The following is a 14608-nucleotide window of genomic DNA, read 5'->3' on the forward strand; positions in this document are numbered from 1 at the left end:
GTCCCGCAAATCGAATGTGCGTGCTATAGGCTCGGTGTGCTGCATCCTTAAGACATCGTCGTCGTGCCCCCATACCCTGGGTTGGGGGCTTCGCTCCGCTCCGCCTCTGCTCCGATCGCAGGGCCGCCCCGCGAGCGGGCTCGGCGCACCCCGACTCACTCAAGAAAGGTGCCGACCGGCGTGGCCGACCGTCTCATCGTTCGTGGCGCTCGCGAGCACAACCTCAAGAACGTCTCACTCGACCTTCCTCGCGACTCGCTCATCGTCTTCACCGGGCTGTCCGGGTCGGGCAAGTCGTCCCTCGCGTTCGACACGATCTTCGCCGAGGGGCAGCGCCGGTACGTCGAGTCGCTCTCCTCCTACGCCCGCCAGTTCCTGGGGCAGATGGACAAGCCCGATGTGGACTTCATCGAGGGCCTGTCCCCCGCGGTGTCGATCGACCAGAAGTCGACCTCGCGGAACCCGCGCTCGACGGTCGGCACCATCACCGAGGTCTATGACTACCTCCGGCTGCTGTTCGCCCGCATCGGCAAGCCGCACTGCCCCGAGTGCGGCCGTCCGATCGCCCGCCAGTCGCCGCAGGCGATCGTGGACCGGGTGCTTGAGCTCCCCGAGGGCAGCCGCTTCCAGGTGCTCTCCCCGCTGGTGCGCGAGCGCAAGGGGGAGTTCGTCGACCTCTTCTCCGATCTCCAGACCAAGGGCTACAGCCGCGCCCGGGTGGACGGCGCCACCATCCAGCTCTCCGACCCGCCGAAGCTGAAGAAGCAGGAGAAGCACACCATCGAGGTGGTCGTGGACCGCCTCACCGTCAAGGACAGCGCCAAGCGCCGGCTGACCGACTCGGTGGAGACCGCGCTGGGCCTCTCCGGCGGCATGGTGATCCTCGACTTCGTGGACCTGGCGGAGGACGACCCGCAGCGGGAGCGGATGTTCTCCGAGCATCTCTACTGCCCGTACGACGACCTGTCCTTCGAGGAGCTTGAGCCGCGCACCTTCTCCTTCAACTCGCCCTTCGGCGCATGCCCGGAGTGCACGGGCATCGGCACCCGGATGGAGGTCGATCCGGAGCTGATCGTCCCGGACGAGGAGAAGTCGCTGGACGAGGGCGCCATCCACCCCTGGTCCCACGGCCACACCAAGGACTACTTCGGCCGCCTGGTCGGCGCGCTCGCCGACGCGCTCGGCTTCCGTACGGACGTCCCCTGGGCGGGGCTTCCGCAGCGCGCCAAGAAGGCGCTGCTCAACGGCCACCGCACCCAGATCGAGGTCCGCTACCGCAATCGCTACGGCCGCCAGCGGGCGTACACCACGGCCTTCGAGGGCGCGCTGCCCTTTGTGAAGCGGCGCCACTCTGAGGCGGAGAGCGACGCCAGCCGGGAGCGGTTCGAGGGCTATATGCGCGAGGTGCCCTGCCCCACCTGTGAGGGCACCCGCCTGAAGCCGATCGTCCTGGCCGTCACCGTGCAGGACAAGTCCATCGCGGATGTCTCGGCGATGTCGATCAGCGAATGCGCCGAGTTCCTGCGCGGCATGGAGCTGAGCGAGCGCGAGAAGACCATCGCCGAGCGGGTCCTCAAGGAGGTCAACGAGCGGCTGCGGTTCCTGGTCGACGTCGGCCTGGACTACCTCTCGCTCAACCGCGCCGCGGGCACCCTCTCCGGCGGCGAGGCCCAGCGCATCCGGCTGGCCACCCAGATCGGCTCCGGTCTGGTCGGTGTGCTCTATGTGCTGGACGAGCCCTCCATCGGCCTGCACCAGCGCGACAACCACCGGCTGATCGAGACGCTGGTGCGGCTGCGCGACCTGGGCAACACCCTGATCGTCGTGGAGCACGACGAGGACACCATCAAGACCTCGGACTGGGTGGTGGACATCGGCCCGGGCGCGGGCGAGCACGGCGGCAAGGTGGTGCACAGCGGCCCGCTGAGCGAGCTGCTGGTCAACCAGGAGTCGGTGACCGGCCACTATCTGTCCGGCAAGAAGGCCATCCCGCTGCCGGCGGGGCGCCGGCCCATGGATCCCAAGCGGCGCCTTACGGTCCACGGCGCCCGGGAGAACAACCTCCAGGACATCGATGTGTCCTTCCCGCTCGGGGTGCTCACCGCCGTCACCGGCGTCTCGGGATCGGGTAAGTCCACGCTGGTCAACGACATCCTCTACACCCATCTGGCCCGCGAGCTGAACGGTGCGCGGGCGGTTCCCGGGCGGCACACCCGGGTCGCGGGCGACGATCTGGTCGACAAGGTGGTGCATGTCGACCAGTCGCCCATCGGCCGCACCCCGCGCTCCAACCCGGCCACGTACACCGGCGTCTTCGACCACGTCCGCAAGCTGTTCGCGGAGACCATGGAGGCCAAGGTCCGCGGGTACCAGCCCGGTCGGTTCTCGTTCAACGTCAAGGGCGGCCGCTGTGAGAACTGCTCCGGTGACGGCACCATCAAGATCGAGATGAACTTCCTGCCGGATGTGTATGTGCCGTGCGAGGTCTGCCATGGCGCGCGCTACAACCGGGAGACCCTGGAGGTGCACTACAAGGGCAAGTCCATCGCCGAGGTGCTGGACATGCCCATCGAGGAGGCCCTGGACTTCTTCGAGGCGGTGCCCACCATCGCCCGCCATCTGCGCACCCTCAACGAGGTCGGGCTGGGCTATGTCCGGCTCGGGCAGCCCGCGCCGACCCTCTCCGGCGGTGAGGCCCAGCGCGTCAAGCTGGCGAGTGAGCTCCAGAAGCGGTCGACCGGCCGCACGGTGTATGTGCTGGACGAGCCGACCACCGGTCTGCACTTCGAGGACATCAGCAAGCTGATCAGCGTGCTCTCCGGACTGGTCGACAAGGGCAATACGGTGATCGTCATCGAGCACAACCTCGATGTGATCAAGACGGCCGACTGGGTCGTGGACATGGGGCCCGAGGGCGGCAGCGGCGGCGGTCTGGTGATCGCCGAGGGCACCCCCGAGGACGTGGCCTCGATCCCGGTCAGCCACACCGGGAAGTTCCTGCGGGACATGCTGGGCGACCGGGTGAGCGACGCCACGGTGCCCGCCGCGCGCAAGGGCGGCGCGCCCGACAAGAAGGCTTCCGCCAAGAAGACCGCCGCCAAGTCCACGGCGGCCAAGAAGACCGCGGCGAAGAAGACCGTGGCCAAGAAGGCGGCGGCCAAGACCACGGCCGCCTCCAAACGGACGGCCGCGAAGTAGTCCCACGCTCCTGCGCCCGTGCCGTGCCCGGACCGATCCGGGCGCGGCGCGAGAGCGGGCGTAACAGCGGGGCTCAGGCGCAACGGTTGGGGGCTCAGGCCAGCTCGGACGCGTACGGCGGCTCCGCGCCCGCCCGGGAGCAGGTGACCGCGGCGGCGCGGGCGGCGAAGCCCAGCACATCCCGACAGGCCGCCTCGTCCAGCTTGGCCAGCGCGGGCGCCGACAGCGCCTGGTGCCCCGCCAGCCGGTGCAGCAGCGCGGCGTTCACGGTGTCGCCCGCCCCGATGGTGTCCACGATGTCCACCCGCTCGCCCGGTACCGAGATCACCGGCCCGTCCTGCCGCCGTACGCTCAGCCCCTCCCCGCCATGGGTGAGCACCACGGCCGCTGGACCCGCCGCCAGCCACCCGCCCATCGCCCTCTCGACATCCCCCGGGTCCTCCGAGTCGGCCAGCCACCTCGCGTCCTCTATGGACAGCTTCAGCAGGCCGATATGGGGCAGCCAGCCGTGGAAGCGGGCCCGGTAGGCATCGGCGTCGGGGATCAGACCGGTGCGGATATTGGGGTCCAGCGTGGTGAAGACCCCGCGCGCGGCCTCCCGCCGCAGCAGCTCCTGGTACGCGCTCGCGCCCGGCTCGAGCACCAGTGAGCAGGTGCCCAGCGACAGCGCGCGCACCCCTTCCGGAAGGGACGGTGGCAGGGCGAAGAGCCGGTCGGCGGTGCCCTGCACATAGAAGCCGTACCCGGCCGAGCCATCGGCCCCGATGGAGGCGACGGCCAGGGTCGTGGGCTCCTCGCCGCGCTGCACCAGCGCGGTGTCCACGCCGTCCTTCCGCAGCCCCGCCAGCAGCGCCTCCCCGAAGCCGTCCGTGGAGACCCGCGAGCAGAACGCGGTGGGCGAGCCGAGCCGCCCCAGCGCCAGCGCGGTGTTGTACGGGCCGCCGCCGCGCGCGGGGCGCAGCGCGGGCAGCCGGTCACCCGCCGCGGCGCTCGGCGTGCGCTCGGGCACGAGGTCGATCAGGGCTTCTCCGGCGACGACGATCACGAGACGGGGTCCTTTCCGGTGGGACGGGGAGTTCCGGGGAGCGGTCGGTCGAGGGCTTCGGCCACACAGCCGCACGAGGTGCGGTGGACGAAGGCGCAGGGCAGCCGGACGGTGCGCGGCGGCCGCCCCGGGTTCTCCAGCCGCTCGAGCAGCAGCCGGACGGCGGTGGCGCCGACCTCCCGGCTGGGCTGGGAGATCGCGGTGAGCCCGGGGGAGAAGACATCCGCCCAGGAGAAGTCGTCGAAGCAGACCAGTGCGAGATCGTCCGGCACGCTCAGCCCCGCCGTCCGCAGGGCGCGCAGCGCGCCGATGGTCATCGCGTTGTTCGCGGTGATGATCGCGGTGGGCGGCTCGGCGGAGGCGAGCAGCCGGTGGACGGCGTCCTCCGCGCCCCGCGCCTCGGAGTGGCCCCCGGCCAGCAGCCCGGGGCGGAACGGCAGCCCGTACCGCTCCAGCCCGGTCCGGTAGCCCGCGATCCGCTCGGTGGTGGTGCTCAGCCCCGGCAGCCCCGCGACCAGTCCGATGCGGAGATGGCCGAGACCGGCGAGATGGCTGACCAGCTGTTCCATCGGGCGGGCGTTCTCGGCGCACACCTGGTCATGGGCGTCGCCGACCAGCCGGTCGAGGAAGACCGCGGGGATCTTACGGCGGGCCAGGTACTCCAGCAGCCCGGCGGGCTCGGCCGACGGGGCGACGAGCACGCCGTCCACCCGTCGCTCGTGCAGCAGCCGGACGACGGTGAGCTCATGGGCGGGGTCATCATGCGGATCGGCGATCAGCAGACCGTAGCCCCGCTCCAGGGCGCTGGCCTCGACGCCCTGGAGGATCTCGGTGAAGTACGGATTGCTGATCGCCGAGACGGCCAGGCCGATCGAGTGGGTACGCGCGGTCACCAGGGAGCGCGCCAGCGTATTGGGGATGTACCCGAGGTCGTCCATGGCGTCCAGCACGGCCTTACGGGTGCCGGGGCGGACCGGCCGGGTCTCGTTGAGCACATGCGAGACGGTGGCCACGGACACCCCGGCGCGACGGGCGACATCGACCATGGTTGCCATCCGTGCGGTCCTTAAGGCTGAGATCGTCGGGGAGCCGGGCCGGTGAGCCGGGAGCCGGTCCGTGGGGGCCGGTCCACGGGAGCCGAGGCCGTCGGGGCGGCTGCCGAGCCCTGCTGGGGGCACGTAACGTATCGCATCGGGCGTCCGACGTAAACGTTTACGCAAACGCTTACGTACTCCCGGGGGTGGCGGCGAGCGGAAGGATCTGTGCCGGTATGGTCGGAGGGCCCTCACACCCCCAGGAGCCGCAGATGTCCAGCCAGCCCGCCTCCCGTCGAACCGTGCTGTGCCGCGCCGCGCTCGCGGCCGGGGCCGCCGGGGCCGCCGGGCTCGGGGCGGCGGCCTGCTCCCCGGACGGAGCGGGCAGGAAGGCATCCGCGATGCCCACGGGCCCCGTCGAGCTCGGCCCGGCCAGTGGCGTGCCGGTGGGCGGCGCCACGATCTACCGCGAGCAGCGGGTGGTGGTCGCCCAGCCCGCCAAGGGCGAGTTCACGGCGTTCAGCGCGGTGTGCACCCACGCCGGATGTGTCGTCGACACCGTCGAGGACGGCAAGATCAACTGTCCCTGTCACGGCAGCCAGTTCGACGCCCGCACCGGCAAGGTCGTCCAGGGGCCCGCCGAGAGGCCCCTGCCGCCGATCCCGGTCACCGCGAAGGGCGGACGGCTCGTCGCGGGCCCGGACGCCTGAGGGCGAGGTCGGCGACACCCTGGCGGACGACGCCCGCCCCGGCGCGCGCCCCGGGCGGGCCGCGGAACCTCAAATCCCCTGGACCTCACCGAACCGCGTCCCGACGGCACCGGATGTGTCACTCCCCGCAAGTAGGGTGGTGACCATGGCCGACCCGAGCAGCTACCGCCCCAAGCCGGGACAGATCCCCGACTCGCCGGGGGTCTACAAGTTCCGTGACGAGCACCGCCGGGTGATCTACGTCGGAAAGGCGAAGAGCCTGCGCCAGCGGCTCTCGTCGTACTTCCAGGACCTGGCGAACCTCCACCCGCGGACCCGCACCATGGTCACCACGGCCGCCGCCGTGGAGTGGACCGTGGTCTCCACCGAGGTCGAGGCCCTGCAGCTCGAGTACTCCTGGATCAAGGAGTTCGACCCCCGGTTCAACGTCAAGTACCGCGACGACAAGAGCTACCCCTCGCTCGCCGTGACCCTCAACGAGGAGTTCCCCCGGGTCCAGGTGATGCGCGGTGCCAAGCGGAAGGGCGTGCGCTACTTCGGCCCGTACGCCCACGCCTGGGCCATCCGCGAGACCGTCGACCTGATGCTGCGCGTGTTCCCCGTACGGACCTGCTCCGCCGGGGTGTTCAAGCGCTCCGCCCAGATCGGCCGCCCCTGTCTGCTCGGCTACATCGGCAAGTGCTCGGCCCCCTGCGTCGGCCGTGTCACCGCCGAGGAGCACCGCCAACTGGCCGAGGAGTTCTGCGACTTCATGGCCGGTCGCACCGGCACCTATCTGCGCCGCCTGGAGCAGCGGATGCACGAGGCCGCCGAGGAGATGGAGTACGAGAGGGCGGCCCGGCTCCGGGACGACATAGGAGCGCTCAAGCGCGCCATGGAGAAGAACGCGGTGGTGCTCGCCGACGCCACCGATGCCGACCTGATAGCGGTCGCCGAGGACGAGCTGGAGGCGGCCGTCCAGATCTTCCATGTGCGCGGCGGCCGGGTGCGCGGTCAGCGCGGCTGGGTCACCGACAAGGTCGAGGCCGTCGACACCGCCGGGCTGGTCGAGCACGCCCTCCAGCAGCTGTACGGGGAGGAGAGCGGCGACGCGGTCCCCAAGGAGGTCCTGGTGCCCGCCGTGCCGGAGCCGTCCGAGCCGGTCATCCAGTGGCTCGCAGGGCGCCGGGGCTCCCGGGTCGATCTGCGGATCCCGCAGCGCGGCGACAAGAAGGACCTCATGGAGACCGTCCAGCGCAACGCCCAGCAGGCGCTCGCGCTGCACAAGACCAAGCGCGCCTCCGACCTCACCACCCGCTCCCGGGCGCTGGAGGAGATCGCCGAGGCCCTGGGGCTGGACTCCGCTCCGCTGCGCGTGGAGTGCTTCGACATCTCCCATCTCCAGGGCGATGACGTGGTGGCCTCCATGGTGGTCTTCGAGGACGGACTCCCCCGGAAGAGTGAGTACCGCCGCTTCCAGATCAAGGGCTTCGCCGGGCAGGACGATGTCCGCTCCATGCACGAGGTCGTGAGCCGCCGCTTCCGCCGCTATCTGCAGGAGAAGCAGAGGACGGGGGAGTGGCAGGAGGAGGTCACCGGGGCTTCCGGGGTTCCCGGTGCCGCCGAGGCACCTGGGGCCGCCGGGACACCCGGTGCCACCGGGACCGCCGGGCAGCCCCTCGGCGGGCCCCATGGCCCCGACGAACCGCACGCATCCCATCGTCCCGAAGGACCCGAAGGACCCGAAGGACCCGAAGGACCCGACGGCCCCGACGGCTCCGACGGCTCCGACGGCTCCGATCAGGGGCCCTCCGGCCCGATCGACGAGGAGGGCAGGCCGAAGCGGTTCGCCTACCCGCCCCAGCTCGTCGTGGTCGACGGTGGCAAGCCGCAGGTGGCCGCCGCCCAGCGGGCCCTGGACGAGCTCGGCGTGGACGATGTCGCCGTCTGCGGCCTCGCCAAGCGGCTCGAGGAGGTGTGGCTGCCGGACGAGGAGGACCCGGTGGTGCTGCCCCGCAGCAGCGAGGGGCTCTACCTCCTCCAGCGGGTCCGCGACGAGGCCCACCGCTTCGCCATCACCTACCAGCGCAGCAAGCGCGCCAAGTCCCTGAAGGCGGGGCCGCTGGACACCGTTCCGGGCCTCGGTGACAGCCGTAAGCAGGCCCTGCTGAAGCACTTCGGCTCGGTCAAGCGGCTGCGCGCCGCCACCGTCGAGCAGATCTGCGAAGTGCCCGGCGTCGGCCGCAAGACGGCCGAGACGGTCGCCGCGGCGCTCGCCGGGGCCGCCCCGGCCGGGCCCGCCGTGAACACCGCCACAGGAGAGATCATTGAGGACGAGTCCGCCGGGGCGTCGTCGTCGAACGGGGGGACCAGACCATGACCGAGCACGCGAACCATGGAGACGGAGCGCAGGTGAATACGGGCACGTCGGCCGAGTCCGCCGAGGCGGCGGCCATCCCCGAGCTGGTGATCATCTCTGGAATGTCGGGCGCGGGCCGCAGCACCGCCGCCAAGTGTCTGGAGGACCTCGGCTGGTTCGTCGTGGACAACCTGCCGCCCGCGCTGATCCCCACCATGGTCGACCTCGGCGCCCGCTCCCAGGGCAATGTGGCCCGGATCGCCGTGGTGGTGGACGTCCGCGGCCGCCGCTTCTTCGACAACCTCCGCGAGTCCCTGGCCGACCTCGCCGCCAAGAACGTCAAGCGGCGCGTGCTTTTCCTGGAGGCGTCCGACGAGGCCCTGGTGCGCCGTTTCGAATCCGTGCGCCGCCCGCACCCGCTCCAGGGCGACGGCCGGATCGTGGACGGCATCGCCGCCGAGCGCGACCTGCTGCGCGAGCTGCGCGGGGACGCCGATCTGGTGATCGACACCTCCAGCCTCAACGTCCATGAGCTGCGCGCCAAGATGGACGCCCAGTTCGCGGGCGAGGAGGAGCCCGAGCTGCGGGCCACCGTGATGTCGTTCGGCTATAAGTACGGCCTGCCGGTCGACGCCGACCTGGTGGTGGACTGCCGCTTCCTGCCCAATCCGCACTGGGTCCCCGAGCTGCGCCCCTTCACCGGGCTCAACGAGGAGGTCTCCAGCTATGTCTTCAACCAGCCCGGCGCCAAGGAGTTCCTGGACCGCTACGCGGAGCTGCTTCAGCTCATCGCCGCGGGCTACCGGCGCGAGGGCAAGCGCTATGTGACCATCGCCATCGGCTGTACCGGCGGTAAGCACCGCAGCGTCGCGATGTCCGAACGGCTCGCCCCGCGGCTGGCCGCCGAGGGAGTGGAGACCGTCGTCGTTCACCGGGACATGGGGCGCGAGTGACCATTCGTACCAATCGGCTGCGACGACTGGTCGGGGCGCGGGCGAACCGGGGCGCCCAGCCCAAGGTCGTCGCCCTGGGCGGCGGCATGGGCCTGTCGGCGTCGCTCGCCGCGCTGCGCCGGATCACCGGCGATCTGACCGCCGTCGTCACCGTGGCCGACGACGGGGGCTCCAGCGGACGCCTCCGCGACGAGCTGGGCGTGCTGCCGCCCGGCGATCTGCGCAAGGCCCTGGCCGCGCTGTGCGGCGACGACGACTGGGGCCAGACCTGGGCGCGGGTCATCCAGCACCGCTTCGCCAGCGAGGGCGAGCTGCACGGCCACGCGGTCGGCAATGTGCTGATCGTCGCCCTGTGGGAGCAGCTGGGCGACCATGTGAAGGCGCTCGACCTGGTCGGCAAGCTGCTGGGCGCCCACGGCCGGGTGCTGCCCATGTCGGCCGTCCCCCTGGAGCTCCAGGCGTACGTCCGGGGCCATGACCCGGCGCGCCCGGAGGAGATCTCCACCGTCGCCGGGCAGGCCACCGTGGCGCTCACCCGGGGCGAGGTGCAGTCGGTCCATCTGGTGCCGCACGACCCGCCGGCCGTTCCCGAGGCCGTCGAGGCGGTCATGGACGCCGACTGGGTGGTGCTGGGGCCCGGCTCCTGGTTCTCCTCCGTGATCCCGCACCTGCTGGTCCCCGAGCTGCTTACGGCGCTCACCGAGACCAAGGCCCGGCGGGTGCTCTCACTGAACCTCGCCCCCCAACCGGGGGAAACCGACGGCTTCTCCCCGCAGCGTCATTTGGAGGTTTTGGCCCGACACGCCCCTAAACTCGCCTTCGACGTGGTGCTGGCCGACGAGGCCGCCGTCCCCGACCAGAGCAGTCTGTGCGACGCCGCCAAGCGGCTGGGCGGCACAGTCGAGCTGGCTCCGGTGGCCGCGACCGACGGTGCCCCGAAGCATGACCCGGAGCTTCTGGCGGCCGCGTACGACCGTATTTTTCGGATGCATGGAAGGATCGGCCCATGGCGATGACGGCAGCGGTGAAGGACGAAATCTCCCGGCTCCCCGTCACCCGGACCTGCTGCCGGAAAGCGGAGGTCTCGGCGATCCTGCGGTTCGCGGGCGGGCTGCACCTGGTCAGCGGGCGCATCGTGATCGAGGCGGAGCTGGACACCGGGATCGCGGCCCGCAGGGTGCGCAAGGACATCCTGGAGATCTTCGGCCACTCCTCGGACCTGGTGGTGATGGCCCCCGGCGGGCTGCGCCGCGGCAGCCGGTACGTGGTGCGGGTGGTGGCGGGTGGTGACCAGCTGGCGCGGCAGACCGGCCTGGTCGACGGCCGCGGCCGGCCGATCCGCGGGCTGCCGCCGCAGGTCGTCTCCGGCGCCACCTGCGACGCCGAGGCCGCCTGGCGCGGGGCCTTCCTCGCCCATGGCTCGCTCACCGAGCCCGGCCGCTCGTCCTCCTTGGAGGTGACCTGCCCCGGCCCGGAGGCCGCGCTCGCCCTGGTCGGCGCCGCCCGCCGGCTGCAGATCGCCGCCAAGGCGCGCGAGGTGCGGGGGGTGGACCGGGTGGTCGTCCGGGACGGTGATGCCATCGGCGCGCTGTTGACGCGGCTGGGGGCGCATGAGTCGGTCCTCGCGTGGGAGGAGCGGCGGATGCGCCGCGAGGTGCGGGCCACCGCCAACCGGCTCGCCAACTTCGACGACGCCAATCTCCGCCGCTCGGCCCGCGCCGCCGTCGCCGCGGGGGCCCGGGTGCAGCGCGCCCTGGAGATCCTGGGCGACGAGGTGCCCGAGCACCTCGCCGCGGCCGGGCGGCTGCGGATGGAGCACAAGCAGGCGTCCCTGGAGGAGCTGGGCGCCCTCGCCGACCCGCCGCTGACCAAGGACGCCGTCGCGGGCCGTATCCGGCGGCTGCTGGCCATGGCCGACAAGCGCGCCCAGGACCTGGGCATCCCCGGCACCGAGTCCAGCCTGACCGAGGAGATGGCCGAGGGCATGGTCGGCTGACCGGTTCCCGCGCAAGACCGTACGAGAGCCACCCCCACGCCCCCGGGCCACATGAGCGGTCCGGGGGCGTGGTGCGTCCAGGCGCATGTGACCGCCGCTCCGCGCGCCGCTGTTGACATGATCATGCGCCATGGCAAGTCTGAGCGCCGCGCACCCACGTGTCTCCACACGACAGCCAGGGGGGCTCATGAAGCTCAGACGCACGGTGGAATTCAGACGCACGGCGAGATTCAGACGCAGGGTCAGATCGAGCGGAGCGGTGGTGGCACTGGCCGCGCTGCTCCTGGGGGGACTGGCCGCGGCACCCGCGGCCCCGGCACCACCACCGGCGGATTCCGCCGCTGACGGGCTGTTCGTCTGGACCGCCCGGGTCAGCAAGGACCAGATTCCGCTGCTGCTCCGCGCCGGGGCGGACGGCACCGAGCTGGGGCGGCAGGTGCCCGAGAAGGGCACCGGCCCGGTCGAGCTCTACCTCACCGCCGAGCAGGCCTCCGCACTGCGCGGCAAGGGCGTGCGGCTCGCCGAGAAGAAGGTCTCCGCACGGAGCCGCGACCGGCTGAAGGCCGCGGGCGACGGCGTCTTCCGCCCCTACAGCGGCGAGGGCGGGCTGAAGCAGGAGATCGTCGAGACCGGCCGGGCGCACCCCGGCCTCACCAAGGTCGTCAGTATCGGCAAGACCGGCCGGGGCAAGGACATCCTCGCCCTCAAGCTGAGCAAGGGCGCCGCGAAGACCCGCGACGGCAGCAAGCCGTCGGTGCTGTACGTGTCCAACCAGCACGCCCGCGAGTGGATCACGCCGGAGATGACCCGCCGGCTGATGCACTACTACCTCGACAACTACGGCAAGGACGACCGCGTCACCAGGATCGTGGACCGTACGGAGCTGTGGTTCGTGCTGTCCGCCAACCCCGACGGCTACGACTACACCCACCAGAGCCCGGCCAACCGCCAGTGGCGCAAGAACCTGCGCGACAACGACGGCGACGGCAAGGTCACCCCGGCCGACGGCGTCGACCTCAACCGCAACTTCGGCTACAAGTGGGGCTACGACAACGAGGGTTCGTCGGCCGACCCGGCCGATGAGACCTACCGCGGCCCGGCCCCCGCCTCCGAGCCGGAGACCAGGGCACTGGACGGCTTCGAGAAGCGCGTCGGCTTCACCTACGGCATCAACTACCACTCGGCCGCCGAACTGCTGCTCTACGGCGTCGGCTGGCAGGTCGCCACCCCGACCCCCGACGACGTCCTCTATAAGTCGCTCGCCGGCACCCCGGAGCACTCCGCGATCCCCGGCTACCACCCGCAGGTCTCCTCCGAGCTGTACACCACCAACGGCGAGGCCGACGGCCACGCGGCGAACGTCAACGGGATGATGATGTTCACCCCGGAGATGTCGACGTGTCAGACCGCCTCCAACGTCGACCCGGACGACGCCTGGCAGCCGCGCGACTGCGCGTCCGTCTTCACCTTCCCTGACGACGAGAAGCTGATCGCACAGGAGTTCACCAAGAACATCCCGTTCGCGCTCTCCGTCGCCGAGACCGCGGCACATCCCGACCGGCCCTCGTCATCGGTGGGTCTGAGCGCGCGGGACTTCACCCCGGACACCTTCGGCACGTCGTACGCGCGCGGCGCGGCCCAGGACGTCTCGGTGACCGTGCGCAAAAGCGTCCGCGACAAGAGGCTCAACTACCGCGTGGACGGCGGCCGTACCCACACCGCCCCGCTGAGGGCCTGGCGGGGCGGCGAGACCTACGGCGGCGAGGACAACCTCCGCTTCGACCAGTACCGCGCCGCCGTCAAGGGCGCGGACCCCGGGCAGAGGGTCAAGGTCTGGTTCACCGGCCGTACGAAGGACGGCAAGCGGACCGCCGGCGAGCCGTTCACCTACACCGTGGCGAAGCGGCCCCGCGCCGACACGCTGGTGATCGCCGAGGAGGGCGGCAACACCCCGGCCCGGCACACCGCCGCGTACACCCGGGCGCTGGCCGACAACGACCGTAAGGCGGCCGTCTGGGACGTGGCCACCCAGGGGGCGCCATCCGCGCTCGGAGTGCTGAGCCACTTCAAGACCGTGCTCTGGTACACCGGCGCCGAGCGGCCCGGCGGCCCGACCCTGCTCGCTGTGCGCGACTTCCTCAACGAGGGCGGAAAGCTGATCACCACCGGTGAACGGGCGGGCGGCAGCTCCGAGGTGGGGCCGGCCGACACCGACGACTTCAGCCAGTACTACCTGGGTGCCGCGAGCCGGCTCACCCTGAAGTCGCCCACCGCCTTCCGGGGTGCCGGCGCGCTCGCGGGCGCCGGCGCGAACCTCGGCGACGCCCCCGGCAACCCCTTGGACGCCGCGGGCGCCTACACCGTCACCTCCGATGTGCTGCCGCCCGGGGACTTCCCCCAGTTCCGCAGCGAGGGCGCGGGGGAGTACCCGAACACCCGCACCCCGTACCAGCCTTATGAGGGTGACTGGATGGCCGCCGCGGCGCACCGTGACAACTCCTGGACGCGGCTGTCCCGCACGGTGGACCTCACCGCCGTGTCCGCCGCCGACAAACCCACCCTGGACCTCCAACTCAGCTATGACACCGAGCCCGGCTACGACCACGTGATCATCGAGGCGCACACCGCGGGCCAGGACGACTGGACCACGCTCCCCGACGCGGGCGGCGGCTCCTCCACCGAGGTGCCCACCGAGTGCGAGGCGGGCTTCCTGCTCAATCTGCACCCGTTCCTCAAGCACTATCTGACGCCGGGCGACGACGGCTGCACCGCGAAGGGCAGCACGGGTTCCTGGAACAGCCTCACGGGCTCCTCCGAGGGGTGGCGGCCGGTCTCGCTGGACCTGAGCGGCTACGCGGGCAAGAAGGCCGAACTGGCCATCTCCTACGTCACCGACCCGGGCACCGGCGGCCTGGGCGCCTTCGCGGACGCCACCGAGCTCACCACCGGCGGCACCGCCTCGGACTCCGAGGGCTTCGAGACCGCGCTCGGCCCGTGGACGGTGCCGGGGGCGCCGGAGGGCAGCCCGGCGAACGCCGGGGACTGGACCAGGTCCCAGGAGCTCTTCCACACCGTCGCGGGCGTCACCACGCGGGACACCGTGCTGCTGGGATTCGGACTGGAGCACGTCCCCGCCGCCGCCCAGCGGGCCCGGCTGGTGGGCGACGCGCTACGTGCGCTGCGTCGTTGACAGCGCGTGACACCTCGTGACTGAATCGGCGGTCCGTACCACTTTCCGGTGGTCATGGGCCGCCGATGCCAATGTCACGTACGTCCCGTGATAGCGGTAGGGTCGGAGGCGGTCGGGGACATCCCATTACACGTTCGCCGGCGT

At 71.4% G+C, this 14608-nt stretch carries 9 protein-coding genes; 7 read left to right on the forward strand and 2 right to left on the reverse strand.

The features are described from left to right. The first annotated feature begins 180 nt into the window (after window positions 1-180). Entirely contained in the window at window positions 181-3198 is a 3018-nt protein-coding gene (uvrA, locus tag VT50_RS25285; protein ID WP_046085662.1) for an excinuclease ABC subunit UvrA, read from the forward strand. Between the two features lie 94 nt (window positions 3199-3292). On the opposite strand, the gene VT50_RS25290 is transcribed toward uvrA, so the two are convergent. Both VT50_RS25290 and VT50_RS25295 read right to left on the reverse strand, forming a co-directional pair. Continuing rightward, a complete protein-coding gene (locus VT50_RS25290) occupies window positions 3293-4243 on the reverse strand; it encodes a carbohydrate kinase family protein (RefSeq protein WP_046085663.1) in 951 nt (316 codons plus the stop codon). Beyond that, window positions 4240-5298, reverse strand: coding sequence for a LacI family DNA-binding transcriptional regulator (locus VT50_RS25295; RefSeq protein WP_046085664.1), 1059 nt, complete (start codon window positions 5296-5298; stop codon window positions 4240-4242). The genes VT50_RS25290 and VT50_RS25295 overlap by 4 nt, the downstream gene beginning before the upstream one ends. A gap of 251 nt (window positions 5299-5549) precedes the next feature. On the opposite strand from VT50_RS25295, the gene VT50_RS25300 reads away from it, so the two are divergent. The 6 genes from VT50_RS25300 to VT50_RS25325 all read left to right on the forward strand — a co-directional run bounded on the left by VT50_RS25300 (window position 5550) and on the right by VT50_RS25325 (window position 14464). After that, window positions 5550-5987, forward strand: a complete 438-nt coding sequence (locus tag VT50_RS25300; protein WP_046085665.1) for a Rieske (2Fe-2S) protein — start codon at window positions 5550-5552, stop codon at window positions 5985-5987. A 145-nt stretch (window positions 5988-6132) separates the two neighbouring features. Further along, window positions 6133-8346 carry an excinuclease ABC subunit UvrC gene (gene uvrC, locus VT50_RS25305; protein ID WP_046085666.1) on the forward strand — a complete coding sequence of 738 codons (2214 nt, stop codon included), beginning with the start codon at window positions 6133-6135 and terminating at the stop codon, window positions 8344-8346. Next, a complete protein-coding gene (gene rapZ, locus VT50_RS25310; protein ID WP_053048520.1) occupies window positions 8343-9278 on the forward strand; it encodes an RNase adapter RapZ in 936 nt (311 codons plus the stop codon). The genes uvrC and rapZ overlap by 4 nt, the downstream gene beginning before the upstream one ends. Then, window positions 9275-10294 carry a gluconeogenesis factor YvcK family protein gene (locus VT50_RS25315; RefSeq protein WP_046085667.1) on the forward strand — a complete coding sequence of 340 codons (1020 nt, stop codon included), beginning with the start codon at window positions 9275-9277 and terminating at the stop codon, window positions 10292-10294. The genes rapZ and VT50_RS25315 overlap by 4 nt, the downstream gene beginning before the upstream one ends. Further along, the gene (whiA, locus tag VT50_RS25320) at window positions 10285-11274 is read left to right on the forward strand and encodes a DNA-binding protein WhiA (protein ID WP_046085668.1); all 990 of its coding nucleotides are present in this window, start codon (window positions 10285-10287) and stop codon (window positions 11272-11274) included. The genes VT50_RS25315 and whiA overlap by 10 nt, the downstream gene beginning before the upstream one ends. Before the next feature lie 187 nt (window positions 11275-11461). Then, on the forward strand, window positions 11462-14464 hold the full coding sequence (locus tag VT50_RS25325) for a M14 family metallopeptidase (protein WP_046085669.1): 3003 nt from the start codon (window positions 11462-11464) through the stop codon (window positions 14462-14464). Window positions 14465-14608: the final 144 nt, after the last annotated feature.

Source organism: Streptomyces antioxidans (genome assembly GCF_000968685.2).
Taxonomy (GTDB): domain Bacteria; phylum Actinomycetota; class Actinomycetes; order Streptomycetales; family Streptomycetaceae; genus Streptomyces; species Streptomyces antioxidans.